This window comes from Leptolyngbya sp. NIES-2104, from assembly GCF_001485215.1.
Classification (GTDB): Bacteria; Cyanobacteriota; Cyanobacteriia; order Leptolyngbyales; family Leptolyngbyaceae; genus Leptolyngbya.
In genome coordinates this window covers 2,448,211-2,472,497 of sequence record NZ_BBWW01000001.1, presented here as the reverse complement: position 1 = coordinate 2,472,497, position 24,287 = coordinate 2,448,211, and the positions used below count along the sequence as shown (strand labels likewise).

Sequence of the window (24,287 nt, the reverse complement as noted above, 5' to 3'; positions counted from 1 at the left end):
GAAAAACTTGATATTCCAAGTTTAAAGGAGCAATGGATATGATCTTATGAATATGCGGTTGAGAACTGAAATTCAATCTATCTAAAGGGACTTCTCCAGCTTCTGTTCAGAAGTAGTAAGATTAGGTAGGAAGAATTAGTACGAATAAGAGTAGTATGAGTGCAGAGAAGTTGTCTATTTCTTTATCTCAATCGCTTGTTCAATTTGTTGAGCAGTACAAATTAGAACATGATTACAAGTCTCGATCGCAAGTGATCGAAACAGCGCTTCAACTTTTGCAGACCCAAGAGTTAGAAAAGGCTTATGCTGAAGCTGCTAAAGAGGTTGACTTAGGTTGGGATATCACGATCGCAGATGGGCTATCCGATGAGACGTGGTGAAATCTATTACGCGAATTTGAATCCGGTGATTGGATCAGAAACAGCAAAGCGTCGCCCTGTTTTGATTGTGAGTAGCAATGCCAACAATCGAGCCGCTGATACCATAACAATTCTTCCAATTACGTCAAATCTTCGGCGTGTGTACCCTTTTGAGGTATTCCTATCAGCCGAAGAGAGTGGATTGCCTAAGTCCTCAAAAATTCAAGCACAGCAGATTCGTACGATCTCTAAGCAACGACTCGAAACTGAGTTGCTCGGATGTCTAAGGGATGAAAAGATGCAGGAAATTAATGCTGCTCTTCGACTACATCTGAACTTAGAATAGAGCGCTCCTGAGATTAATAGATTTGTTTCCGTAGAAATATCTAGCCATTCAGATCTGCTTCATAAAGTTTTAATTTGTGTTACGTACAAATCTTGTCTAGGGAACCTTGAGCAGAACGAATTGTACTGAGAAATTTTCGATGAACGCTCAATCGTCAACTCTGACCCACCAAGCAAAGCAAGGAAATGCAGAAGCGATCGCTGCCCTGATGAATCGTCACCTTGAACCGAAAGGAATTATCGCCAAGGCAGTCTTACAAAATGGGCTATTACTAGTCACACTAGAAGGCTCTGAAACTCCAAATCAGTCTCAATTGTTTCCTTTCGTAAAGCAAGGTATCTCAGGATTGAGACCTCAATTTGTTCATAGAGTTAAATTGATGGGACAAGTCAAGGGAGAAGCTCTGCCAGTTTGGACGGAAGAATTTGGATTTCCAACTCAAACTGCTAGTCTCGTCGTCAATGCAGACATACAGCAGCTCGTTGATAATGACCGTTCTTCCATAACGAATTTCTCTCAAACCTCAACTGTTTCCATTCTTTCAGAAATCGACTCAGCAAAGCCAAAAAACTATCTTATTCCCTCGATCCTAGTCACGCTATTTGCATTCTTACCGGTTGGAATTGCAGCGTTGATTTTTGCTTCTCAAGTAGACAGCAAATACGGTCGCAAGGATTACATTGGCGCTCAAGTTGCCTCCAAAACGGCGAAAGCGCTCTGCATCGTTGCAGGTGCGATTGCGGCTCCGGTATACACATTAGTCACTATTAGTATCGGAGCTGCAATCATCTTGCCGTCTATACTGTATGCTGGTCAAGCCACCAAGGGAAAGCAATCAGAAGCGAGACAATACATCGGCACTCTAGCCCGGACGCAACAGGCTCATTATCTTACGGTAGAACGCTTTGCCCAGACCCTAACTGAACTTTCAAGCCCTATACCTACCGAAACAACGAATTATTCTTATAGCGTCTCAGTCATCGACAATACTGCTGTTCACCTGACAGCAACTGCAAAAACTTCTGGGCTGAAAAGTTATGCTGCTGCGGTGTATGCAGTGAAGGATAATATCAGTGGCGAGACTAATACAATTACGAAAACTTGTGAATCTGATCGCCCTTCGCAATCTGCCCCTGCAATGCCACAATTGGTTGGTTCAACAATTTTGTGTGCTCCTAATTCCTCAGAGATGACACTCAAACAGTAAAGAAAGTTGTATTGCACTGCGGATTTTGAGGTATAAGATCCCACAGTGTTTACGCAAATTGCTTCAGGCAGTGTCTTCGATGTCTAAGTCAATTCCAGGCTGGGTCTATTTGTCCGTGGTCACGAATGTTGTTTTAGGTACAACGTTGGGATTGTGGTTTTTGGGCGATCGCTATTTCACCGAACATTTGATCAATCCGCCTGCGAAACAATCGATGGCTGCCAAAGCGGTCGAGAAACCTGAAATTGTCGCTCAAGCTGCATCGATGTCATTGGGTCGATCGCTGACGTATCAAGATTGGGTGGACTTGCTCGGCAAAGAAGCGAACGCGATGATCAAGAAAAAGCCCGATCGCTTAATTGTGTTGGCTGGCGATTCTCTTACACTCTGGTTTCCTCAAGACCTGTTACCCACGGATTACAACTGGCTAAATCAAGGCATCTCAGGCGAAACAACTTCAGGACTCGTGAAACGCTTAAAACTGTTTGATCAAGCGAAGCCAAAAGCGATTTTTGTCATGGTTGGAATCAATGATCTGCTTCGAGGTAAATCTGAGCAAGAAGTGTTAGAGGCTCAGGAAGAGATCATCAATCAGCTAAAAAAATCGCATCCAAAGGCAAAAATCGTGATTCAGGCTCTCTTACCTCGTGCTAAGGAATCAATCACGACTGCAAATGCAACTCAGGTCGAGGCATTATCCAACGATCGTATTTTCCAATTCAATCGCCGCCTTGCGGGTTTAGCCGATCAAGCAGGTGTGGAATTTCTCGACTTACAGCCACTTTTCTCTGACAGTGAGGGATTCTTGCGCTCAGAACTGACAACCGATGGATTGCATTTGAGTACTCAGGGCTATCTGGTTTGGCGATCGGCGATTCAAACTTTCAATCAATTCGCGCTCCGTTAGTTTTATGATCGGAACTGTAGGCGCGAGGAATGGCGAATGGATACCAAGGCGTTTAAGCGATCGTTAAATAGTTCTGAAAATTATCACCGCAAAGGATTCGGACATGATGCAGAAGTCGCAGAATCAATGCAGTCTGAATATCAGAGCGATTTGATTCAAGACATTCGCGATCGAGCCTACACCCTAAAACGGGGCGATGTCACGATTCGACTAGCGCAAGCCTTCGGGTTTTGTTGGGGAGTCGAACGCGCTGTCGCGATGGCTTACGAAACTCGTCAACATTTCCCGACTGAACGAATTTGGATCACAAATGAGATTATTCACAATCCTTCTGTGAATCAGAAATTGCGCGAAATGAATGTTTTATTCATCTCGGTCATTGATGGACAAAAAGACTTTTCAGGAGTAGAAAAAGGCGATGTGGTAATCCTGCCTGCGTTTGGTGCGAGTGTTCAGGAAATGCAATTGTTAAACGATCGCGGATGTACGATCGTAGACACCACTTGCCCCTGGGTTTCTAAGGTTTGGAACACCGTTGAGAAACACAAAAAAGGCGATTACACCTCGATTATTCACGGCAAATATAATCACGAAGAAACGCTGGCAACGAGTTCTTTTGCTGGAAAGTATTTGATTGTTCTCAATCTAGCTGAAGCCGAATACGTTGCAAATTACATTTTGAATGGTGGCGATCGCGAAGAATTTCTGACTAAATTCCGCAAATCTTGTTCTAATGGATTTGATCCCGATCGCGATTTAGTTCAAATCGGAATTGCAAATCAAACGACGATGCTCAAAGGTGAAACTGAGCAAATCGGTAAATTGTTTGAACACACAATGCTGAAGAAATATCCACCGAATGAATTAAACCAGCATTTCTTGAGCTTCAATACGATTTGTGATGCGACTCAAGAGCGTCAAGATGCAATGTTCGATTTGGTAAAAGAAAAGATTGATTTAATGATTGTGATCGGTGGCTATAATTCCTCGAATACAACGCACTTACAAGAAATTGCGATCGATTACAACATTCCTTCGTATCACATCGATAGTGTGGAGCGAATCAAGTCTAGAACCGCGATCGAACATAAGCCGTTAAATCAAGATTTAGCGATCGCCCAAAACTGGCTTCCTGATGGCGAAATCGTGGTCGGAATCACCTCTGGCGCATCGACTCCTGATAAAGTGGTCGCTGATATTATTGAGCGAATTTTTGAACTCAAAGCCGCCGTTCCTGCGTGAGATCTTTGCTTCGTTTTGGTCGGCTTCAGCCCCCTAAATCCCCCAAAATTGGGGGACTTTGAACAGTGCGAATTTATCTTAATGGAGGAACACACTTGAACTGGAATTGTTCAGGAATGGCGTATTTAAGTTGTATTTTTCAAAGAATAATTCTTGAAGTTAAGCAAGTTTGTCTCTTCTCAAAGTCCCCCAGAATAGGGGACTTAGGGGGCACGCCCCGAAATAGTCGATCGAGAAATCATGCTCTTATTCTCGATAGAATCTTGCTCTACAGTTTGATATGTCTTTTAAGCTTCTCCTTCGCCTCTCCAGTCTGGGCGGGTGCTTTGTTCGATCGCGTTTCGACCTTCCCCGATTGGCACAATAAACCACCCGTCGATCGTGCCACGAGCGATCTGATTTACCCAAGTTGGATCGCTGGAACATGGCGCGTTAAGAGCACTTTATTCGATCTCGTGGCTCCCTTGGCTCCTGAAATTGTCACACCTGGATTCGAGAGTAATCGCGACTATGTGAATCAACCAATCGAATTCAATGTCCGATTTGCAGAACAATCGAACGGGGTAATTGCCGATCGCGCTTTTAACGGATTGAATATCGCACGAGCCTATTTAGGCGATCGAGCCGTTCTCTCGGTCAAAGTTGATCCTGATTCTCCAAATAAACAAATTACTTTCTTAAAAGGCGATCGTATTCTCACTTCTACAATCACCGGACGAGCAACAGAAACCCCCGCCTCAAATCAATTCATTACGAGCGAAATATTCCAGCAAATCTTTCGAGGATCTGCCCAACCGTATTTAAATCAAGTTGAAACAACAACTGCGTACAATTACTCACCAAATCAAATTACTGCTGATCAAATTACTGCAATCTATCTTTCGCCTCAAGATCCTGACTATTTCAAAGCGGGAAATACGCCTGTTGCCTTATATCGATATCGCTTAGAATTCTCACCATTGAATGAGTAATTCGACTCAAAATCATCTTATTTTTGTCGTAATTATTACAGTTAATTGCTGTTAGCAGCCAAAGTAAACTTTGATTTCTTAAGCTAGAAAAACATGAGTAACTTTGTTATTCTCACGATAGAGCAGTGGAAATGCTGACCACCCGCGCAGCACCTGAATTTCTGACCCGTTCGATAAAAAATCCCTTGCCCGATCGTGAGTGCTGTTGAGCCAATTGCGGCTCCCTCACCGACTTAAGAAATGCTTAAGTTGTTGGTTTTTAATCATCAACTTTTTTCAACCTCACTTTTTGAACCCACTCGATTTTTTAACTAAGTATGAATCACTATTGCGAACAATGGATTGCGGATTGGTGTCAGACCAACGGCTGGACAGATTGGTTCAAAGAACGATCGAGCTACTGGGCTTTCCCCCCGAATTCCGTGATGCCCGTACCGATCCCATCATCTGTATTGCTCTCCATCAAAGCCGAAAAAGGCTTGAGCAATCACGAACGCATTTGGAGTTTAAGCGCGATCGCGGGAACCGTTCTTGCCGCCGCTTGGGGTTATGCCGCCGCGTCTCCGATGCCCTTGATGTTGGCGTTTGTCGGTTGTGCGATCGTCTTTGCTCAATTGGATTCTGAAGACGCTTAAAACATTGTTAATTCAATAAAGCGAGGTGGAGGCTTATTACTTCCACCTTTTCGCGTATTAATATCATTAAAGAAATTACTTCTGAGCAAGAACAGTCGTGCAAGACATTGTGAGAACAGATGAAGATGCAAAAGCGCGATCGCAAGCGCAAGCATTACAGGCGCAAATTAGCGATCGCTTAAATCAGCTTTCTCTTAACGGCTTGCAAACTGTTCTAGATTTTGCTGCATTTCTGCTTGATAAAGAAAGTGAAGAAGCCACTTAAGAACTATTAGAAATTCCAGGATTCGCTGAACGATTCGCCCAAGCTCAGAAAGCGATCGCCAAAGGTCAAACAAAAACGTTGGATCAACTTACAAGAAAAATAGCTTAGAGCTTCTACTGCTTTTTGTATGATTAAGTAGACTGTTACAAGAAATTGCTTATGAAGTGGCGTGTCGTTCTTGAACCTGATCCAGAAACTGGAGATTGGGTGGTCTGGTGTCCAGAATTGCCAGGATGTACTTCGGCTGGAGAAACTGAAGAAGAAGCACTCGAAAATATTCAAGAAGCGATCGCGCTTTATATTGAACCCGCACCAGGATCTCTGCTTTTTAAACGAGCGAATCGCAGTTCTTAAAGTGAATCAATAATTCATGAGCACAAAAAACTCGATCGAACAAATTCCTGATCGAGTCCCCAATTCCTTATTTTCGTTGTGCTTAATCATCCAAAACTTGCGCTGCAACTTCCACTGCTTCAACGTCGATCGTGCCTGAGGGAGTCATCCGCTTAAACTTGCCTTTCTCAGCTTGCAGCGGCTCCCCACAGTTCGAGCATTGTACCTGCGCTTGATTAAATCCGGTCAATTCTGCACCACACACCGGGCACTCTGCCTGCACTATATTTTTTCTCACCCACCATTGGAAGACGAATATCCCGACGATCGGAGCCACGATCAGAAGTGCCAACACGAAGAGAAAGGATTTGACCAACCAACCTAGACCGATCGCACTCAAGAGCAGCGCAAATCCTACGATCGTTAACAGTCGCCCAAATCCATTGATACCGAGTTGTAGGTTATAAAGTTGATTCTGATTCACAGCGGTTTCCTCTGATGGCGCGTATCTTCATTGGAGCAGATTTTTGCTTAAAACCCAGGACGGCTTTCTCGACTCACAATAGATCTGGTATCCGTATAGAATGCCCCTGTGTGCAGCTTATTCTTAAGCATAATTGATCCATCCATTGGCTGTTTTAAAATGCTGGAAAGTTTAACGAGTCCGAACCTTCAGACGATTTTGGTGGCGGGTGCGAGTCGCGGTGTCGGTCGCGAAATTGCTCGATTATTACAACCGCACTTTACGGTGGTTGCTTTGTTGCGATCGAACAGCGCGGTGACTGAACTCGAAGCGCTAGGAGTTCAAACCGTAATCGGTGATGCCATGGAATCTGAGCAACTCGAAGCGGCGTTTCAAGGTCGATCGATCGATGCTGTGATTAGTACGATCGGGGGTTTACCTGCTGAAAGCAGACGCGCCGATTTCGAGGGCAATCGTAATCTGATCGATGCCGCGAAAAAAGCGAATGTGAAGAAGTTCGTGTTGGTGACTTCGATCGGAGCTGGTGAAAGTGTTGTCGCTCTACCGCCTGGTGCATTAGAAGCGTTAGGAGCCGTTTTAAAAGACAAGGAAAAAGCCGAACAGCACTTAATTGAAAGCGGTTTGACTTATACGATCGTGCGTCCCGGTGGTTTGAAATCAGAACCCGCAACCGGAACCGGAATTCTCACAGAAGATCCAAAACTTGCTGGCTCAATCAATCGGGCAGATGTGGCGGAGTTAGTGTCTCGCTGTTTGGTGAGCGATCGCGCAAATCAAAAAGTTCTTTCTGCCCTCGATCGCACTCAATTATTCACGCCCAATGAAATCGCAGAATTCACCCCTTAAACCGCCCAATCCAGCCGAGTGCCATTGCGCCATCGAGAACCAATCGGGCGATCGCGAATAAGAGAACGCTTTCGATTGCAAAACTCACGATCGGAACCCAATCACTCTGATCGGCAATGCCCATTTCAACGTAAGCCAGTCCGCGCACTAATCCAAACGCCAGAACTGCGCCTGATTTGAGGTGAGAATTTTGGTCTTCGCGGATGATATAGCGATAGGTGACTCCGAAGAGAAAGCCTGAAAAAATCGCGATCGCGCCGCTGACCCAGTAATTCATTGCAGGACTAGCGTACTGACTTGCTAAAAAATCATTCAACAGTGCAGTCAATGGAAAAACCAACGTCACTGAAGCCGCCGACATCACACCCGCCTTCAGTGATTCGACTCGTTCTTCCCAACTTAATCTTAGGTGCTGCATAACAGTTCTCAGTCCTAGCCCCTACCCGTTTTGCCTTATTATTAGATTTATCATCCTTTGCAACGCTTAGTTTTATCATGGATATTTTGTCACTCGGTTGGGTCGCGCTCTTATCCGTTTTTACCTTCTCGATCGCAATGGTCGTCTGGGGTCGAAACGGCTTCTAATGCTAGGTTTCACGCCCGTGGTTTAATCGCTTCGGGCACTGAAAATTTCATTCTTTAAGATCACCGTGGAATTCACAGTTTTTAACACTCTGGTTCTCATTGCGTTTGGTCTCCTCATTACTCTGACTGGAGGAGTTATCTATCTGACGATCGCAGATTGGCGCGATCGTCGTCGTCGCGAACAAGAAAAACTAGCGACTAAACCGACCAAACCGCTTTCTACTAAATCCGCCAAACGCCGATAAATTAAAAGGCTCCCTGAGATCAACTCCTGGAGCCTTTTAAGATAGATTCACCGCTAGTTTTATTATTCGACTCGGCTCATCGTAAAGGCAGAGCCAAGCTCTTCGCCGTAGCCTTCCTCGCCGTGTTCGTTCACGTCAACGCCTTGATATTCCGCATCCGGATCAACTCGCAGCGTTCCAAACACCGCTTGCAGAACTTTCAGAATCACATACGTTCCGATCGCTGCAATCACATAAGTAATCGCAACCGCTTCGATCTGTGTAATTACCTGGCTCGGATTGCCGTACAGTAAACCATCTGCGCCCGCAGCATTGACAGTTTTCGTGGCGAAAATACCCGTAATAATTGCGCCAACCGTTCCGCCCACACCATGAACCGGGAACGTATCGAGCGAATCATCAAACTGAAGTTTCGCCTTCAAGCTCACTGCAAAGAAACAAGCTGTCGCTGTAATTGCACCAATCAGAATCGCTGCCACCGGAGTCACGAATCCCGCTGCGGGTGTAATCCCCACTAATCCCGCAACCGCGCCTGTCGCAATTCCAACCGCAGTCGGTTTACCGCGCAAGACCCATTCCAAAATCACCCACATCAAAGCTGCTGCTGAAGCAGAGGTCGTCGTTGTCACGAATGCAACCGTTGCCAAAGCTCCCGATGCTAATGCGCTTCCACCGTTGAACCCAAACCAACCAAACCACAGCAAGCCCGCACCTAACAGAATGTAGGGCACGTTATGCGGTGCAGCAGGTTGACTGGGATAAGTCTTCCGAGCGCCCAGTACCCAAGCCGCAACCAGTGCCGACACACCCGAACTGATGTGAACCACGGTTCCGCCTGCAAAGTCCAACGCACCCAAACCGCCATACAGTCCCAAGAATCCGCCTTTCGCCCAAACCATATGAGCAAAAATTGGATAGAGAATGCTCGACCACAGCACGATAAACCAGAAGTATGCCTTAAAGCTCATCCGTTCCACGATCGCACCCGAAATCAATGCAGGTGTGATGATCGCAAACATCGCTTGATAGATCATAAACAACTGGTGGGGGATCGTTGCTGCATAAGAAACGACTGCATCGGGCTGACTCCCTTTTAGGTAATCGGTCGTTTCTAGTCCAACCCCGTTTAGAAATAGCCACTGCAAGCCACCGATAAACGGAGTTCCTGGCGCAAACGAAAGGCTATAACCCCAGAGAATCCAAGATACGCCGACAATTCCCATGAGGATGAAGCTCATCATCATCGTATTGAGGACATTTCTCGATCGAACAAATCCACCATAAAAGAATGCTAAACCCGGAGTCATCAACAACACCAACGCCGCTGATACAAGCATCCACGCCGTATCGCCTTGAATTGTTGCTTGATCCGCTGCCGCTTTCGCTGATTCCGCCGTTGCCGGATCAGCTAGAGCACTACCCATCACTGGAATACTTAAGAGCGCTAACGTGGTGAGCGCTGTCCACATGGTTTTCTTCAACACTGACTTTGCCTTTTGAATCTCAATGAGGTGATTCGATCTCTCAGACTCCCAAATACGATTGGAAAATCCAATAAACGCTATCGAATTCCACCAGATTCATTACAGGGTTTTTGTAATTGGGAACACAGTTTTATAGAGGTCGATTGCTCCTCTCGCGTTTTGATACCAGCAGAGTATCGTTCTTGCCGTTGAGACAGAGGTTTGTTAAAAGAATCTGTGAGTTTAACTCTCTGGCAGTTCTCGTAATATTCCGAAAAAAAGAGCATTCCTAAACTGAGTAGGAATGCTCTCCGTAAGAATGAAAATCGAGGTATCAGAAAGACCAAATTTGGTTATTGGTACTTGGTTGCTTCAGAAGCGCTGCTCGGATAGCTACTCGCTGCACCAAACGAGCTTTCCTTCGCGAATCCAGCATAAGCTTCCATGCCATGTTCGCCGATATCCAAGCCTTCGATTTCTTCTTCAGCCGTCACACGGATACCGAGCGTAGACTTCAGAATGACCCAGAAGATGCTGGAAATGAGCACCGTGAAACCACCCACCGTGATCGTTCCAATGAACTGAATCCAAAGCTGGTTGATTCCACCACCCGCGAACAATCCTGCCAACGGACCTGCCGCGTAAAGTGCTCCAGGCTGATCGCTGGGACCGACTGCGAATAGACCGAGTGCCAAGGTTCCCCAAATACCATTCACCAAGTGAACCGCGATCGCGCCGACCGGATCATCAATGTTCAACTTGTCGAAGAATCCAACCGCGAACACGACTAGGATGCCACCGATCGCGCCAATGATTGCAGCCGAAGGAACCGTAATGAATGCACAACCCGCAGTCACTGCGACTAATCCAGCCAGCAAACCGTTGATGGTCATTGACAAATCAGGCTTACCGAGAATTGCCCAAGCCACGATCGTTGCTGCGATCGCACCAAATGCACCACCCGTATTCGTGGTCAATGCAATGTGAGCAATCAACGAACCGTTACCCACGCTCATGGTTGAACCGGGGTTAAATCCGAACCAACCCAACCACAGAATCAAAGCACCCAAGGTTGCGATGCTCATGTTGTGAGGCGGAATCGCATTCGCTGACTTGTCTGAGTTGTACTTGCCAATTCTCGGACCGAGGAAGGCTGCACCCATTAAGGCTGCCCAACCGCCAACTGCGTGAACCACGGTCGAACCTGCAAAGTCAAAGAATCCGAGCTTGTACAACCAGCCGCCACCCCAGATCCAGTGACCTGTGATTGGGTAAGCGATACCGACCAAGAGCAAGCTGAAGATCAAGAAGTCGATAAACTTGATGCGTTCTGCCACTGCACCAGACACGATCGTTGCTGCGGTTCCAGCAAATACGAGTTGGAAGAAGAACTTTGCCGCAAGAGGCACACCCGCCCAGTTCAGCGATGAGAATATGCCCTTGTAGTCGGTCAAGCTTGCAGGGCTGTTGTCTGCTCCAGTCAGGAAAAATCCGCCACTGGTTCCGAGCCAGCCATTTCCGTCGCTGAACATGAGACCGAATCCGATCGACCAAAATGCGATCGTCGAAAGCGCGAACACGATTAGGTTCTTGGCGAGAACGTTGACCGCGTTTTTCTGACGGCACATCCCGGTTTCAAGCATACAGAAGCCTGCGTTCATAAAGAACACCAGGAAGCCTGCGATCATTACCCACATTGTGTCTAGACCGACCTTGAGATCCGCAGTCGCAGTCGCAACACTTTCAACCGTGGGCGGGGTTTGGGCAACAGCCGCGTAGCTCCAAAGACCCACGATCGCGACTGTCAGTGGAATTGACATTTGCCAACTTGGAGTTAACTGACTCAGTGTACGAACCAGAGCTTCCCAAGACTTAAGCAGTGCAGGTTTTTTCCTGCGGACTTGCGTTTTATGCTTCAACGATGCTTTTAACACCATGACAGGAGATTCCTAGATAAGTGAGACAAAACCGATTGTCGGCGGAGCCAAATAAGGTGTGATGCAATGACACATCTTGTTCAGCAGAAGAACCCTTAAAGTTGGAGATGTAATTCCCAAATCCCAGAACGCTTCACATGCAGTGCCAATTTGCTGTACTGAGCGAGGCTGCTTTTCGATATCCGTCCACAACCTGCTCAACTAAAGCAAATTCGCAACTGTTCACATCTGGAAATGAACGATATGCCAAAAGAAATAGATTCTTGAGACAATGTTAAATCTCGTGCATTGGGGGAGTCGCTTCTGTATATCAAATAACAAAACGTTACCCCCGTAATATTAACTTCAGGTTAAATACATATCCTGCCATTGATTAAAATCTATGGATTAGCCCGAAACTCCTGTCTGCACTAGATTTGCGAATTATTTGCGATCGCGCTTCATTCGGTGTATAGTACTTCTGTATTAAATTTCGTCTCCTTGAGTTCCTCGTCTCGCTCCTCATGCCGGAGTCGAGGCGATTTTTTTGTTTGCGATTCGCGACCTGCGCTAAAGTGAAATCATGAGCGACAAGAAAGACGAAGGCATCAAAATTGTTAGCGATAACCGTCAGGCGCGGTTCCAGTACGAGATTCTGGAAACCTACGAGACGGGGATCGAACTAGTGGGAACCGAAGTAAAGTCGATTCGCGAGGGTCGGGTGAACTTACGAGACGGGTTCGCACTGGTTCGCAATAGCGAAGTTTTTCTCCACAACGTTCACATTTCGCCCCACAAGACCGCAAGCTTGGTGTTTAATCACGATCCCACTCGGACTCGGAAACTGTTGCTGCGAAAAGATGAAATTCGGAAATTGGTCGGAAAGGTTGAACAGCAAGGATTAACGCTGGTTCCGCTGAAGATGTATATGAAACGGGGCTGGGTCAAGGTTGATCTCGCACTGGTTCGCGGTAAGAAGCTGTACGACAAGCGAGAAGATTCTAAACGTCGGGATGACCAACGGGAAATGCAGCGGGCGATGAAGAGTTGGTAGATCGAGACTTTCCTGAACGCAGAAAAATCAGATCGGGAATAATAGCGGTACTACCATTCTGTGCTGCTATGTCACCGTCACCTGAGTTCCAATCCTCGATCGATGAATCTGTCTCGACCTGGTTAGAGCGAGGCGACGAACTGTTTCAACTCCAACGCTACCGAGAAGCGATCGCGGCTTACGATAAAGCGATCGAATTTCAATCGACTTACACTGCCTGGTTTAAGCGGGGAATCGCGTGTGAGAATTTGCAGCGATTTGAAGAAGCGTTAGAGTGCTACAACACTGTTGTTGAACTTCAGCCCGACGATTATTTGGCGTGGTTTAAGCGGGGAGCAGTTTTAGAGAATTTGAACCAGCCCAAAGAGGCATTGGTTTGCTATCGGCGGGTGATTGAACTTCAGCCTGAAAATTACTGGGCGTGGTACGACACCGGAAAAGTTTTAGAAACATTGAAACGGTATGAGGAAGCGGTCGAGGCATTCGATCGAGCGGTTCAGTTAAAGCCGAGTTTTCAATTAGCGGTCGAAAGTCGGCGGCGAATTTTGTCGCAGATTCAGCAAGTCGATTCGCTGTACGATCTACCACCCGATGATTTAGAAGATTGCGAAGAAACCGTTTCAGGCGATGAGGCATCTACTTGGTTGATGCGAGGAATGGCGTTTGAAGGTCAGACACAATTTGGGGCGGCGTTAGATGCTTACAATCAAGCCGTTGATTTGCAGCCGAATGATCATCTAGCTTGGTTCAAACGAGCGACTGTTTTACAAAATTTGCGGCGGTTCGAGGACGCGATCGCAGCTTACGACAAAGTGATCGAACTTCAGCCTGAAAATTATTGGGGCTGGCACGATCGCGGAAAAACGCTGGAAGCGATTGAACAATACGAAGAGGCGCTACTCTCGTACATTCGTGCGATTCAGATTCGAGCTGATTGGCAAGCAGCGATCGAGGGACGGCAGCGAGTTTTAGCGAAGTTAAATTCGGGCGCACACCCTCAGAAACAATCGACTCCAGCGGATCACTACGGTGCTTGGTTCCAGAAAGGTCAGGTTTTAGAAAAACTCCAGCACCATGCAGGAGCGACGATCGCAGCAAATCAATCGGTCAAACTGAATCCGTCTGATCCTGAAGTGTTGCGCTGGCGTGGAAATGTTTTGTATACCTTGGCGCGATATGAAGAAGCGATCGCGTTTTACGACAAAGCGATTCAACTTCAGCCAGAGAATGCGAATTTATGGTGTTGTTCTGCGAGTTCGTTAATTAAACTACGACGATTTCGAGAAGCGATCGCATGTTTTGATAAGGCACTTGAACTTCAACCGAATCATCACGGGGCTTGGTACTGGCGCGGTCGGGTAATGGCGGAATTAAAGCGCGATCGAGATGCACTCTATTCGTACGATCAAGCTCTGAAATACAATCCAAATTTTCAGCCTGCAATTCGCGATCGCGCCAAACTTCAGAACGATTAGCGGGGTTTCGATCGACGTTTCAATCGACGATGAAACGCCCAGGAAAGCGCGATCGCGGTCGGGACACCTGCGATCGTTGTTGGCTCCGGAATCACTTCCGACGAATTGGTAAAAGTCACCCTGGCATCCGCGATTCCAGACCCACCGAAGTAACTAAATTGACCCTGATTAGCACCGCTCAATCCGCTGATGGCGATCAAGGTTGATTCATTCCCCGTTCCGAAGTCAAAATAACTCAACTGATAGCCCCCAGTTCCAGTCCGATTAAATACGAAGATCGGAGTATCCCGTGGAGCCGCACCGCGAAAGACTGGAAGACTGGTGTAGCGATTGCCGAAAAAATCGATCAAGAGACTCGTCGGCTGGCGTGTGAAATAGACAGGGCGACTCATCGTATTGTAAAACGGATTACTCACACCAAACTGAATCAGATTGGTGTCAAACGTCAATCTGCCAAATCCTCTCGTTCCAATCGGTGGAGCTGAAGGTGGAAGGACTGTTTCACCTGGCGGTCTTGTAAGACGATCGATAGTAAATTCAAATTCTTGCGTCAAAGTAGCGGCTTGAAGCGATGAAGCGAAGCCTAGCCAACCGAATCCGGTGAATAAGGCTACCGATAAAAGCGTTTTCATAATTCAGATGAATGCGATCGCCCAATTCTAGAAAATGCTGAAACGCAATTCCACTGTTTGAAGTCTGCAAATTTACACGATCCTGAGTACAAATCAACTCGATCGTGAACTGGAGCGATAGAATCGTTAAGGACTATTTCTTCGCCCTCCGAATGCCAAAGCGTGTTAGCAAATCCAAAAGCTCCGAATCTCCCGTATTAAGTCCCGATTTGGGAGCCGAAATCGAATCGAACGGGTCGAAAAACGCTACGAGAAAAATCGTTTCGCTCAATTCAATTCGGATTCGCGGCGCACGCCAGCATAATTTGAAAAATGTGGATCTCGAATTGCCACGAGATCAGTTGATTGTGTTCACGGGCGTTTCAGGATCAGGAAAGTCTTCTCTGGCGTTCGATACGATTTTTGCAGAGGGACAGCGGCGATATGTTGAATCTCTGAGTGCTTATGCACGTCAATTTTTAGGACAAGTTGATAAGCCCGATGTTGATGCGATCGAGGGTCTCAGTCCAGCCATTTCGATCGATCAAAAATCGACTTCGCACAATCCGCGATCGACGGTCGGAACTGTGACCGAAATTTACGACTATATGCGCTTGCTGTATGGTCGAGCAGGTAATCCTCATTGTCCAATTTGCGATCGATCAATTTCACCGCAAACGATCGATCAAATGGTCGATCGAGTGATGGAACTCCCGGATCGAACTCGGTTTCAAATTCTCGCGCCTGTGGTTCGAGGCAAGAAAGGAACGCATCGTAAACTGATTTCAGGACTTGCAGCAGAAGGATTTGTGCGAGTTCGGATCGATGGAGAAGTTCGGGAATTAAGTGACTCGATCGAGCTTGATAAAAATCAATTGCACACGATCGAAGTCGTGGTCGATCGCTTAGTGAAAAAGGACGATATGCAAGAACGTCTTAGCGATTCGCTGACGACTTGTTTAAAGCGATCGGGCGGAATTGCGGTAGTCGATCTAATGCAGGAAGGCTCAGAAGAGCAGCCATCAGAACTCGTTTTTTCTGAGAATTTCGCCTGCCCAGAACACGGCGCAGTGATGGAAGAACTGTCTCCCCGGTTGTTCTCGTTTAACTCGCCGTATGGAGCCTGTCCAAACTGTCATGGAATCGGCAGCCATCGCACGTTTTCACCTGAGTTGATTATTCCGAATCCGAATCTTCCGGTTTATGCGTCGATCGCGCCTTGGTCAGACAAAGACAATACCTATTATTTGTCACTGATTTGCAGTGTCGCTGAGGCTTTCGGTTTCGATATTCAAACACCTTGGAATCAACTCACTCCAGAACAACAGCACGTCATGTTGTTTGGTTCCAAAGATCCGATTTGGATCGAAGTCGATTCGCGGTATCGGGAAAATAAAGGCTATCACCGTCGATATGAAGGGGCGATTCCGTTGCTCGATCGACAATATCAAGAAGCGAGTTCTGACCTGTACAAACAGAAGTTAGAACAATATTTGATCGATCAAGCTTGTGATATGTGCGGCGGAAAACGATTAAAGCCGGAATCGCTTGCAGTGCGGTTAGGACAATATCGAATTCATGAATTTACAGGCGTTTCGATTCGGGAATGTTTGGATCGAGTTGAAAATTTAGAGTTGAGCGATCGACAAGCGCAAATCGGGGATCTCGTTCTGCGAGAGATCAAAGCGAGATTGCAGTTTTTGTTAGATGTTGGCTTGGATTATTTAACGCTCGATCGCACTGCGATGACGCTTTCCGGTGGTGAAGCGCAACGGATTCGATTAGCAACCCAAATCGGCGCAGGACTCACAGGCGTTCTGTACGTTCTAGACGAGCCGAGCATCGGACTGCACCAGCGCGATAACACTCGATTGCTCAATACATTGACCAAACTGCGCGATCTAGGAAATACTTTGATCGTCGTCGAACACGATGAAGAAACGATTCGGGCAGCGGATCATCTAGTCGATATTGGACCTGGTGCAGGCGTTCACGGTGGACGAATTGTGGCTCAAGGCGATTTAGACACGCTCTTGAATGCAGAAGAATCGCTAACCGGAGCTTATCTTTCCGGTCGTCGATCGATTCAAACTCCCGCAGAACGTCGAGAAGGAAATGGTCGATCGCTAATCATCCGTGATGCTATCCGCAATAATCTCAAACAGGTCGATGTCGAATTTCCACTGGGTAAATTAGTCTGCGTTACAGGCGTTTCCGGCTCTGGAAAATCCACGCTAATTAACGAACTGCTTTATCCTGCAATTCAGCATCATTTCGGGCAAAAGGTTCCTCAGCCGAAAGAGATGAAGCCTGTAAAAGGTTTGGATGCGTTAGATAAAGCGATCGTGATTGATCAATCTCCGATCGGGCGCACTCCTCGATCGAATCCTGCCACTTACACAGGCGTTTTCGATTGCATTCGCGATGTCTTTTCCGAAACGATCGAAGCCAAAGCCAGAGGCTACAAACCCGGTCAATTCTCGTTTAACGTCAAGGGCGGACGCTGTGAAGCCTGTAGCGGTCAAGGCGTGAACGTGATCGAAATGAATTTCCTTCCCGATGTATATGTGCAATGCGATGTATGCAAAGGGGCACGATACAACCGCGAAACGTTGCAGGTGAAATTCAAAGGAAAATCGATCGCAGATGTCTTAAGCATGACGGTCGAAGAAGGAGCCGAATTCTTCCAGAACATTCCTCAAGCTGCGAATCGGCTTCAAACTCTAGTCGATGTTGGTCTTGGCTATATGCGCCTCGGTCAAACGGCTCCAACGCTCTCCGGTGGGGAAGCGCAACGGGTCAAACTCGCGACCGAACTTTCTCGACGCGCCACCGGAAAAACACTCTATCTAATTGATGAACCCACGACCGGATTATCGTTCTACGATGTTCACAAACTTCTCGATGTGATCCAGCGATTAGTCGATAAAGGCAATTCGGTCTTGGTGATCGAACACAATTTAGACGTGATTCGATGTTCAGATTGGATTATTGATCTCGGTCCTGAAGGCGGCGATCGAGGCGGCGAAATTGTTGCGATCGGAACACCCGAAGAAGTTGCAAAAAACCCGCGTTCTTACACGGGTCAATACCTTCAGCCAGTTCTAAAACAATACCCATCGGGATCATGATCGAAACTTGGACACACGATCGCATTTTCACAAACGGAATCAATCTGCATTACATCACTCAAGGCGAAGGTGATTTAATTCTATTTCTGCATGGCTTTCCTGAATTCTGGTATTCGTGGCGCAAACAAATTCCAGAATTTGCCAAAGATCATAAAGCGGTTGCGATCGACCTTCGAGGCTACAACGACAGCGATAAACCTGCTGGAAATGATGCCTATCGTATGTCCGAATTTGTCGAAGACGTGAAAGGCGTGATCGAAGGATTAGGCTATCAGCGCTGTACGCTTGTGGGGCACGATTGGGGAGGTGCGATCGCTTGGAATTTCGCCTACGCTTATCCTCAAATGCTGGATAAATTGATCATTCTAAATCTTCCTCATCCTGCTAAATTTTCACAAGGATTAACGACACCCCAACAGCCACTAAAAAGCTGGTATGTCTTCTTTTTCCAAGTTCCAGGTGTGCCGGAATTTCTAATTCAGCTAAACGATTACAAGGTTCTAGAATCTGCGTTTCTAGGAATGGCAGTCAATAAAAATGCGTTTACGAAAGAAGACATTGAGCAGTATAAAAACGCGTTGGCAAAACGCGGTGCTTTAACTGCAACCATCAATTACTATCGCAACGCTTTTCAGTCTGGAATTGTCGGGAAAAATTGGGGCGTTCTCAATGTACCAACCCTGATGATTTGGGGAGAAGAAGACACTGCACTCGGCAAAGAATTAACGTATGGAACTGAGCAATACGTAAAAGATTTTCGGATTCGGTATATTCCTAAATGTAGCCATTGGGTTCAGCAAGAACAGCCCGAATTAGTGAATCAATACATTCGAGAATTTATCTAATAAAAAGCCGGATCGTTTTAGATCCGGCTTTTCATTACTTACTAACTAGAACTTGTTCGCTTTCTTCAACGGGGCTTTCCATTATTTCAAATACTTTTTCCATCCCGGTCAGTTCTAAAAGCATTCTAATTCGCTCATTGATTGATTGCAGAAGCATCGGTTTACCTGCTTCACGCGATCGCTTAAATGCAATCACCAACGCCATCAAACCAGGACTACTCATGAACTCAACCTTCGCAAAATCCACGAGAATCACAGCCGCATCCGAATGAACGGCTTCTTCCACTTGCTCCTGGAATTGTGCGATCGCCATATCATCTAACGTTTCTGGGAACTGAATGGTCCGAGTTAATAATTCCATACCCCACAACCTAACTACTAAACGATGATAGAAAACTCCCAGCTTAATAGATGCTAGGCAAAACCGGATTCGCTGCAAAACATTAATTATGCTTATCTGAATGTAGCGGTTGGCTATTGCCTTTACCTCTATCTCAAGATGTAGCCGAAAGTCTTCCTTTTCAATACTTGAACTCTAACAGTAGACTCCACTCTACAGTCAATTAGAGAAAGCGATCGTAGTGCTGAATACGATCTATATGAAAGTCGAAATAAGTTCGAGAATTTTGAATCAAACTCAGCGATAAATTGCAGTCAATCTAACAGTTTCAAGGTAGCTTAGATTACTCGATCACAATGAATTGAAATCGCGATTCCATCTCTACCCATTGAAAGAGAAATATCTTGCTTCTATAGATAGACAGCAGAATCTAGAGCGAACAGTACTATAAGAATCATGAAGCGTTTGGAACTTTAGATATGCAAACTCCTCCTAGCACGACCGATTTACCGATTTCTACCGCATACAATGGCAAAGACCGCAACGCATTCTTGTTTGGTTGGACTCCCCAAGCCGAACTGTGGAATGGTCGGTTCGCAATGATTGGTTTTCTCGCATATCTCCTTTGGGATTTAGCTGGTTATAGTGTTGTTCGTGATTTGTTGCACTTAGTTGGATAATTACAATTAAATGAATTATTCGGGTGTGAAGAGACTAGCCTTCACACCCGTTTTTACATGAAAAAAGCCGCATTCTTAAAATGCAGCTTGACGGGAGTTATTCAACTTGACCGATCGCTTTATTCACATCTGTTGGCTTTGCATATTCCTCATCCGGTAAATCCTGCAACAGTGCTTTCAATTCCTCATCTGCACCATTTTTTTCTGCGTGTTTAATCACATCTTCTTTTGTTGCTGGATAATCGAGTCCTTTGAGATGTTTTTGAACATCGATCGGATTGACTTTCGCCATAACGCTTCTCCAAAGTTACATTACGTAAAGCGTAATTCCAACCACTGCTTAATACTTCGATCTATAGTGCCGTTTCAGGTTCTATCTTCTTACAGACGGCAAAACAAAAACCCTGCCAATCTGACAGGGTTAAATGAGGCTTACCAAACTGGAGCAAACATAAAACTGTTCGCTTAGCAGACTTGAAGCATAAACCAAATGATTGTTCCTGAGACCTCGCTTATTTTCGGGCGAGGTCTCAGCGAGTTTTAGAACGTGAAGGTCGTTCTAATCGTACCAATCACAACATCATCGTTCGCTTCGTTCTGACCTGGATTCACAACCCAGATCACACCCGGAGTCACCGAGATATTATCGGTCAATTGGTACTTGTAGAAGCCTTCAAAGTGGAGCGGAATATCGTTCCGCAAGCCAGCACCAGGATTGCCTACATAAGGCTCTGCACCAGCAACGAATCCAAGCAAGTTACCTTTCTTACCAAAGTCAGGGAACGCCAAGCCAACGCCGTAAGTCCAGATGTCTTTCTGTCCTTCTCCGTCATCCACAAAATTTGCGTTGATCAACGAACCGAATGCGTTCAACACAATGTTCGGGCTGAGTTTGAATGCAACCGAAGCACCGTAAGCGCTGACCTGAGAAGCACCTGATCCACCGATGTTACGGTTTGCCAAGAAGGTTCCCGAAGACGCTAATGCCGAACCACCGTCAAAGATAGCACCACGACGATAAGCGTTGACGTAGGTTAAACCAATCTGAAGTGCGTCGCTGGCATTGAAGGTCAATTGAGCGAGGGCACTGTAGCTACCGTTGAACAAACCGCCTCCTGCACCAGGGTTGTTTGCACCAAAGGTGAGTTGGCTACCGTCGGAGTTGTCAGCCAAGTAACCTGCGCTGACTTGGAAGGTGTTGTTCAGGTTGAAGTTTGCACCGATACCTGTTCCACCACCGATCAAGTAGATCGGGTTGCGTTGAGCAAAGACGGAGAGCGGACCTGTACCACCATCAGCCGCATCCAAAGCGGGGCTAATCGTCGGAGCATAGTCATAATGCAGACCGCTGACTGCCGGGATATAGAATCTCAGGTTCTCGCCAACTGGGAAGTAGTAAGCTACCCAGTCAATAAAGGCACGGTTTCCACCTGTATTACCGAAGTTGAAGGTCTGAATTCCCTCAGCACCACTACCAGGAGGGAGCGTAAACAGATCTGCGTTACCAGCAGCGATCCGGGTGACTAACAAGTCTCTTCCAGTGAAGCTGGTATTCAATGCTAAACGAACGCGGTTCTGAAAGACGGTGTTGTTTCCACCAGTTCCACGAACACCAAATTCGTCGGTAACGGCAAAAATTGCTTCACCTGCGAGTTTCGTAGTTGTAGAGAATTGCTGCTTCTCTAAGGTTGTAGTGCGGGCTTCGAGCGCATCCACACGTCCGCGAATCGTCGCCAATTCTGCCGCAAATTGTTCCTGCAGTTTTTGCAGCGTCGCCAGGTCTTCTTTCTTCACCAAGTCAGCAGTCGATGCGGCGATCAGCTCGTTGACGCGATCGAGACACGCATTCAGACCCGCTGCAAATTCAAACCGAGTGAGAGCACGATTACCGCGATAAGTGCGATCGGGATAACCCGCGATACAGCCATAGCGTTCAACCAGCGATTGGAGAGCTTGGAAAGCCCAATCGGTGGGACGAACATCAGAAAGCTGAGACACAGAGGTCACTTGAGCGTTTGCGCCCGTTGCCCCTTGTCCTTCACGGCTGTAGCGGTTGATTTGATTTAAAGAATCAACGCTGGGGGTTGTCGAAGTTTCAGGTGCCGCTTGAGCAACTTTTACAGGCTCATTTACGACTACAGATTTAGCAGGGCTAAATTCCGCTGCAATCTGAACTTGGGGCTTGACAGCCTCAGCGGTCTTCTCGGTGCTGAGCGATTTCACTTCAGCGATCGGGGCAATCGTTTTCGATTGAGTGCCAATTTCGAGAGCAGGCAGTCCAGCAACTTCAGTTTTCACTTCTGCCTTCGGAGCCGCGATCGCGGAGGAAGACATCATCAAAGCTGCGCCTAAGACAGCAGGACTTGTGAACAGAGAGTTCAATAAGATCTTACGCATTGTGTTTAGTTTTCCTCACACCTTCAGATAGAACGACTAGCGGAGCCTTCTATATCAAAATTACAAAGTTGGCAAGATTACTGCACAACTTCACCACTGCAAATTAGTTTACCTGCTAGAGCCGAATTGTGACACTGTGAAAGTGTGACAATTCTCCAACTGTCAGGGTTCAGTTACAGGGATTCAATCGGTAGAGTACCCAATCTTGTTATAGAGTGCCTCAGCCAAAATTCTGGCTCCTCTATCTAAAGACGTACATCTTTGGAGCGATCGTAAAGTTTTTCTCTTTAAAAAACTATCCGCTCTTGTTCGGGAGAAAGCTGGACGCATCCAACATTCAAGAACAAGAGCGGTGTAGTGGGTCTTCAGTTTAGAAACCAGACTGCCGGAAGGAACTCCGTGTTAGTCCAGTGGTTGAAGAATTGTACGGACAATACTACAAAAGGTCTGAAATAACTGTTAGAGAACAGCCCCGGCGCGCAGCCGACTAACTCTAACCTGACGACCCAAGCGTTTACTACTATCTGGCATGGGCATCACCTCCTATGTCCTAAGTGGATAAATTTCAAAGGGTTTACAGACTCGGAACTCATCGAATTCCTTCATCTGTAATTCAATGTAGCATACCTATTCTCGAATGTGTCAAGCATTAAAAAAGCTCCTACCCAAGAGGTAGGAGCGAATGGAATCAGAAAGACTTTGCTTCTTAGAGAGCGTTACCGCGAGGCAGCACTTCTTCAGGGAATACAAAGTGTTCATGCGGCTGATCCTGAGATGCCATCCACGCCCGGATGCCCTCGTTCAGCAAAATGTTCTTCGTGTAGAACGTTTCAAATTCCGGGTCTTCGGCTGCACGTAACTCTTGCGAGACGAAGTCATACGCCCGCAAGTTGAGTGCGATGCCGATGATGCCCACCGATGCCATCCACAGTCCGGTGACCGGAACGAACAGCATGAAGAAGTGCAACCACCGTTTGTTACTGAACGCAATCCCGAAGATCTGCGACCAGAAGCGGTTCGCGGTCACCATCGAGTATGTTTCTTCCGCTTGTGTCGGGTTGAACGCCCGGAAGGTGCTCGACCCATCGCCGTCTTCAAACAAGGTGTTCTCCACCGTGGCTCCGTGAATCGCACACAAGAGTGCACCACCGAGAATGCCCGCGACTCCCATCATGTGGAACGGGTTCAACGTGAAGTTGTGGAAGCCTTGGATGAACAGAATGAAACGGAAAATAGCAGCGACACCAAAACTCGGTGCGAAGAACCACGAGGATTGTCCGAGTGGGTACATCAAGAAGACCGACACGAATACGGCGATCGGTCCGGTGAACGCGATCGCGTTGTAGGGACGAATGCCGACCAGACGTGCGATCTCAAGCTGACGCAGACAGAAGCCGATTAAGCCGAACGCGCCGTGCAGGGCGACAAACGTCCAGAGTCCGCCGAGTTGACACCAGCGGGTGAAGTCGCCTTGCGCTTCGGGTCCCCAGAGCAGCAGCAGGGAGTGTCCTAAGCTGTCCGCGGGAGTGGAAACGGCAACGGTGAGAAAGTTACAGCCTTCGAGGTACGAGGAGGCGAGTCCGTGGGTGTACCAGGAGGAAACGAAGGTGGTGCCGGTCATCCAGCCGCCGAGTGCCATGAACGCACAGGGGAAGAGCAGGATGCCAGACCAGCCGACGAAGACGAATCTATCGCGTTTGAGCCAGTCGTCGAGGGCATCGAAAATGCCTCTCTGGGACGGCGCGCGACCTACTGCGATGGTCATTAATAAGCTCCAAATAAATACGGGTGGAAGAAGCAAACTCGGAATTATGAAATAGAGTTTACTTTTCGTAACCTATGCCTCTGATTATATGGAGACTTCTCTAAAAATTTCCAGTATTTTCTTAATAAATCTTAGAATTACGGAAATTCTTTCAAATTGATCCCCCTCTAGCACAATGGGGAAGC

General features: G+C 46.8%; 26 protein-coding genes. 17 read left to right on the top strand and 9 right to left on the bottom strand.

Annotated features, from left to right (window positions below):
- Nucleotides 1-170 precede the first annotated feature (170 nt).
- From NIES2104_RS11505 to NIES2104_RS11470, 9 genes are all read left to right on the top strand, one after another.
- Nucleotides 171-380: a ribbon-helix-helix domain-containing protein gene (locus NIES2104_RS11505; protein ID WP_263970945.1), complete on the top strand. Its 210-nt coding sequence runs from the start codon at nucleotides 171-173 to the stop codon at nucleotides 378-380.
- Nucleotides 355-705, top strand: coding sequence for a type II toxin-antitoxin system PemK/MazF family toxin (locus NIES2104_RS11500; RefSeq protein ID WP_202815050.1), 351 nt, complete (start codon nucleotides 355-357; stop codon nucleotides 703-705). The genes NIES2104_RS11505 and NIES2104_RS11500 overlap by 26 nt, the downstream gene beginning before the upstream one ends.
- A 139-nt stretch (nucleotides 706-844) precedes the next feature.
- Complete coding sequence (locus tag NIES2104_RS11495) at nucleotides 845-1,912, top strand: type IV pilin-like G/H family protein (RefSeq protein WP_058998344.1); 1,068 nt, start codon at nucleotides 845-847, stop codon at nucleotides 1,910-1,912.
- Nucleotides 1,913-1,991: 79 nt separating this feature from the next.
- Nucleotides 1,992-2,819 carry a GDSL-type esterase/lipase family protein gene (locus tag NIES2104_RS11490; RefSeq protein WP_058998343.1) on the top strand — a complete coding sequence of 276 codons (828 nt, stop codon included), beginning with the start codon at nucleotides 1,992-1,994 and terminating at the stop codon, nucleotides 2,817-2,819.
- 36 nt (nucleotides 2,820-2,855) lie between these two features.
- Nucleotides 2,856-4,061: a 4-hydroxy-3-methylbut-2-enyl diphosphate reductase gene (locus NIES2104_RS11485; RefSeq protein ID WP_058998342.1), complete on the top strand. Its 1,206-nt coding sequence runs from the start codon at nucleotides 2,856-2,858 to the stop codon at nucleotides 4,059-4,061.
- 263 nt (nucleotides 4,062-4,324) lie between these two features.
- Nucleotides 4,325-5,032, top strand: coding sequence for a DUF6816 family protein (locus NIES2104_RS11480; RefSeq protein ID WP_263970944.1), 708 nt, complete (start codon nucleotides 4,325-4,327; stop codon nucleotides 5,030-5,032).
- 317 nt (nucleotides 5,033-5,349) lie between these two features.
- Complete coding sequence (locus NIES2104_RS11475) at nucleotides 5,350-5,667, top strand: hypothetical protein (RefSeq protein ID WP_058998341.1); 318 nt, start codon at nucleotides 5,350-5,352, stop codon at nucleotides 5,665-5,667.
- Between the two features lie 97 nt (nucleotides 5,668-5,764).
- The gene (locus tag NIES2104_RS31715; RefSeq protein ID WP_156426927.1) at nucleotides 5,765-5,932 is read left to right on the top strand and encodes a hypothetical protein; all 168 of its coding nucleotides are present in this window, start codon (nucleotides 5,765-5,767) and stop codon (nucleotides 5,930-5,932) included.
- Between the two features lie 159 nt (nucleotides 5,933-6,091).
- Nucleotides 6,092-6,286, top strand: coding sequence for a type II toxin-antitoxin system HicB family antitoxin (locus tag NIES2104_RS11470; RefSeq protein WP_058998340.1), 195 nt, complete (start codon nucleotides 6,092-6,094; stop codon nucleotides 6,284-6,286).
- A gap of 82 nt (nucleotides 6,287-6,368) precedes the next feature.
- Here the strand turns inward: NIES2104_RS11470 and NIES2104_RS11465 are convergent, their stop codons facing one another.
- Nucleotides 6,369-6,749: a hypothetical protein gene (locus NIES2104_RS11465; RefSeq protein WP_058998339.1), complete on the bottom strand. Its 381-nt coding sequence runs from the start codon at nucleotides 6,747-6,749 to the stop codon at nucleotides 6,369-6,371.
- Nucleotides 6,750-6,908: 159 nt separating this feature from the next.
- On the opposite strand from NIES2104_RS11465, the gene NIES2104_RS11460 reads away from it, so the two are divergent.
- Nucleotides 6,909-7,595 carry an SDR family oxidoreductase gene (locus NIES2104_RS11460; RefSeq protein WP_058998338.1) on the top strand — a complete coding sequence of 229 codons (687 nt, stop codon included), beginning with the start codon at nucleotides 6,909-6,911 and terminating at the stop codon, nucleotides 7,593-7,595.
- Here the strand turns inward: NIES2104_RS11460 and NIES2104_RS11455 are convergent.
- On the bottom strand, nucleotides 7,585-8,013 hold the full coding sequence (locus tag NIES2104_RS11455) for a hypothetical protein (protein WP_058998337.1): 429 nt from the start codon (nucleotides 8,011-8,013) through the stop codon (nucleotides 7,585-7,587). The two genes, NIES2104_RS11460 and NIES2104_RS11455, sit on opposite strands and share 11 nt — an antisense overlap.
- Before the next feature lie 77 nt (nucleotides 8,014-8,090).
- Between NIES2104_RS11455 and petN the strand changes: the two genes are divergently transcribed.
- A complete protein-coding gene (gene petN / locus NIES2104_RS30780) occupies nucleotides 8,091-8,180 on the top strand; it encodes a cytochrome b6-f complex subunit PetN (RefSeq protein WP_071596148.1) in 90 nt (29 codons plus the stop codon).
- A 65-nt stretch (nucleotides 8,181-8,245) separates the two neighbouring features.
- Nucleotides 8,246-8,425, top strand: coding sequence for a hypothetical protein (locus NIES2104_RS11450; protein ID WP_058998336.1), 180 nt, complete (start codon nucleotides 8,246-8,248; stop codon nucleotides 8,423-8,425).
- 62 nt (nucleotides 8,426-8,487) lie between these two features.
- Here the strand turns inward: NIES2104_RS11450 and NIES2104_RS11445 are convergent, their stop codons facing one another.
- Both NIES2104_RS11445 and NIES2104_RS11440 read right to left on the bottom strand, forming a co-directional pair.
- A complete protein-coding gene (locus tag NIES2104_RS11445; RefSeq protein ID WP_058998335.1) occupies nucleotides 8,488-9,909 on the bottom strand; it encodes an ammonium transporter in 1,422 nt (473 codons plus the stop codon).
- Between the two features lie 332 nt (nucleotides 9,910-10,241).
- Nucleotides 10,242-11,825, bottom strand: a complete 1,584-nt coding sequence (locus NIES2104_RS11440) for an ammonium transporter (RefSeq protein ID WP_058998334.1) — start codon at nucleotides 11,823-11,825, stop codon at nucleotides 10,242-10,244.
- A 562-nt stretch (nucleotides 11,826-12,387) separates the two neighbouring features.
- Between NIES2104_RS11440 and smpB the strand changes: the two genes are divergently transcribed.
- Nucleotides 12,388-12,858 carry an SsrA-binding protein SmpB gene (gene smpB / locus NIES2104_RS11435; protein WP_058998333.1) on the top strand — a complete coding sequence of 157 codons (471 nt, stop codon included), beginning with the start codon at nucleotides 12,388-12,390 and terminating at the stop codon, nucleotides 12,856-12,858.
- 68 nt (nucleotides 12,859-12,926) lie between these two features.
- Nucleotides 12,927-14,333 (top strand): tetratricopeptide repeat protein, encoded by a 1,407-nt coding sequence (locus tag NIES2104_RS11430; protein WP_058998332.1) that lies wholly within the window; start codon nucleotides 12,927-12,929, stop codon nucleotides 14,331-14,333.
- On the opposite strand, the gene NIES2104_RS11425 is transcribed toward NIES2104_RS11430, so the two are convergent.
- The gene (locus NIES2104_RS11425) at nucleotides 14,330-14,965 is read right to left on the bottom strand and encodes a PEP-CTERM sorting domain-containing protein (RefSeq protein ID WP_058998331.1); all 636 of its coding nucleotides are present in this window, start codon (nucleotides 14,963-14,965) and stop codon (nucleotides 14,330-14,332) included. The genes NIES2104_RS11430 and NIES2104_RS11425 overlap by 4 nt on opposite strands.
- Nucleotides 14,966-15,117: 152 nt before the next feature.
- Here NIES2104_RS11425 and uvrA point away from each other — a divergent pair, with 152 nt between their 5' ends.
- Nucleotides 15,118-18,075 (top strand): excinuclease ABC subunit UvrA, encoded by a 2,958-nt coding sequence (gene uvrA, locus NIES2104_RS11420; protein WP_082689970.1) that lies wholly within the window; start codon nucleotides 15,118-15,120, stop codon nucleotides 18,073-18,075.
- The gene (locus tag NIES2104_RS11415) at nucleotides 18,072-18,920 is read left to right on the top strand and encodes an alpha/beta fold hydrolase (protein WP_156426926.1); all 849 of its coding nucleotides are present in this window, start codon (nucleotides 18,072-18,074) and stop codon (nucleotides 18,918-18,920) included. The genes uvrA and NIES2104_RS11415 overlap by 4 nt, the downstream gene beginning before the upstream one ends.
- Before the next feature lie 34 nt (nucleotides 18,921-18,954).
- Here the strand turns inward: NIES2104_RS11415 and NIES2104_RS11410 are convergent, their stop codons facing one another.
- The gene (locus NIES2104_RS11410) at nucleotides 18,955-19,281 is read right to left on the bottom strand and encodes an STAS domain-containing protein (protein WP_058998329.1); all 327 of its coding nucleotides are present in this window, start codon (nucleotides 19,279-19,281) and stop codon (nucleotides 18,955-18,957) included.
- A 458-nt stretch (nucleotides 19,282-19,739) separates the two neighbouring features.
- Between NIES2104_RS11410 and NIES2104_RS11405 the strand changes: the two genes are divergently transcribed.
- Nucleotides 19,740-19,940 (top strand): chlorophyll a/b-binding protein, encoded by a 201-nt coding sequence (locus NIES2104_RS11405; protein WP_058998328.1) that lies wholly within the window; start codon nucleotides 19,740-19,742, stop codon nucleotides 19,938-19,940.
- Between the two features lie 97 nt (nucleotides 19,941-20,037).
- On the opposite strand, the gene NIES2104_RS11400 is transcribed toward NIES2104_RS11405, so the two are convergent.
- The 3 genes from NIES2104_RS11400 to psbD form a co-directional block, all read right to left on the bottom strand.
- Nucleotides 20,038-20,232, bottom strand: coding sequence for a DUF2795 domain-containing protein (locus NIES2104_RS11400; protein WP_058998327.1), 195 nt, complete (start codon nucleotides 20,230-20,232; stop codon nucleotides 20,038-20,040).
- A gap of 248 nt (nucleotides 20,233-20,480) precedes the next feature.
- Nucleotides 20,481-22,337, bottom strand: a complete 1,857-nt coding sequence (locus NIES2104_RS11395) for an iron uptake porin (RefSeq protein WP_058998326.1) — start codon at nucleotides 22,335-22,337, stop codon at nucleotides 20,481-20,483.
- A gap of 706 nt (nucleotides 22,338-23,043) precedes the next feature.
- The gene (gene psbD, locus NIES2104_RS11390; RefSeq protein WP_058998325.1) at nucleotides 23,044-24,102 is read right to left on the bottom strand and encodes a photosystem II D2 protein (photosystem q(a) protein); all 1,059 of its coding nucleotides are present in this window, start codon (nucleotides 24,100-24,102) and stop codon (nucleotides 23,044-23,046) included.
- Nucleotides 24,103-24,287 lie beyond the last annotated feature (185 nt).

Coding starts and splice junctions, on each gene's coding strand:
- NIES2104_RS11500 (WP_202815050.1), top strand. CDS start 355: ATGGGCTATCCGATGAGACGTGGTGAAATCTATTACGCGAATTTGAAT.
- NIES2104_RS11495 (WP_058998344.1), top strand. CDS start 845: ATGAACGCTCAATCGTCAACTCTGACCCACCAAGCAAAGCAAGGAAAT.
- NIES2104_RS11490 (WP_058998343.1), top strand. CDS start 1,992: ATGTCTAAGTCAATTCCAGGCTGGGTCTATTTGTCCGTGGTCACGAAT.
- NIES2104_RS11485 (WP_058998342.1), top strand. CDS start 2,856: ATGGATACCAAGGCGTTTAAGCGATCGTTAAATAGTTCTGAAAATTAT.
- NIES2104_RS11475 (WP_058998341.1), top strand. CDS start 5,350: ATGAATCACTATTGCGAACAATGGATTGCGGATTGGTGTCAGACCAAC.
- NIES2104_RS11470 (WP_058998340.1), top strand. CDS start 6,092: ATGAAGTGGCGTGTCGTTCTTGAACCTGATCCAGAAACTGGAGATTGG.
- NIES2104_RS11460 (WP_058998338.1), top strand. CDS start 6,909: ATGCTGGAAAGTTTAACGAGTCCGAACCTTCAGACGATTTTGGTGGCG.
- NIES2104_RS11455 (WP_058998337.1), bottom strand. CDS start 8,013: ATGCAGCACCTAAGATTAAGTTGGGAAGAACGAGTCGAATCACTGAAG.
- petN (WP_071596148.1), top strand. CDS start 8,091: ATGGATATTTTGTCACTCGGTTGGGTCGCGCTCTTATCCGTTTTTACC.
- NIES2104_RS11440 (WP_058998334.1), bottom strand. CDS start 11,825: ATGGTGTTAAAAGCATCGTTGAAGCATAAAACGCAAGTCCGCAGGAAA.
- smpB (WP_058998333.1), top strand. CDS start 12,388: ATGAGCGACAAGAAAGACGAAGGCATCAAAATTGTTAGCGATAACCGT.
- NIES2104_RS11430 (WP_058998332.1), top strand. CDS start 12,927: ATGTCACCGTCACCTGAGTTCCAATCCTCGATCGATGAATCTGTCTCG.
- NIES2104_RS11425 (WP_058998331.1), bottom strand. CDS start 14,965: ATGAAAACGCTTTTATCGGTAGCCTTATTCACCGGATTCGGTTGGCTA.
- uvrA (WP_082689970.1), top strand. CDS start 15,118: ATGCCAAAGCGTGTTAGCAAATCCAAAAGCTCCGAATCTCCCGTATTA.
- NIES2104_RS11415 (WP_156426926.1), top strand. CDS start 18,072: ATGATCGAAACTTGGACACACGATCGCATTTTCACAAACGGAATCAAT.
- NIES2104_RS11410 (WP_058998329.1), bottom strand. CDS start 19,281: ATGGAATTATTAACTCGGACCATTCAGTTCCCAGAAACGTTAGATGAT.
- NIES2104_RS11405 (WP_058998328.1), top strand. CDS start 19,740: ATGCAAACTCCTCCTAGCACGACCGATTTACCGATTTCTACCGCATAC.
- NIES2104_RS11400 (WP_058998327.1), bottom strand. CDS start 20,232: ATGGCGAAAGTCAATCCGATCGATGTTCAAAAACATCTCAAAGGACTC.
- NIES2104_RS11395 (WP_058998326.1), bottom strand. CDS start 22,337: ATGCGTAAGATCTTATTGAACTCTCTGTTCACAAGTCCTGCTGTCTTA.
- psbD (WP_058998325.1), bottom strand. CDS start 24,102: ATGACCATCGCAGTAGGTCGCGCGCCGTCCCAGAGAGGCATTTTCGAT.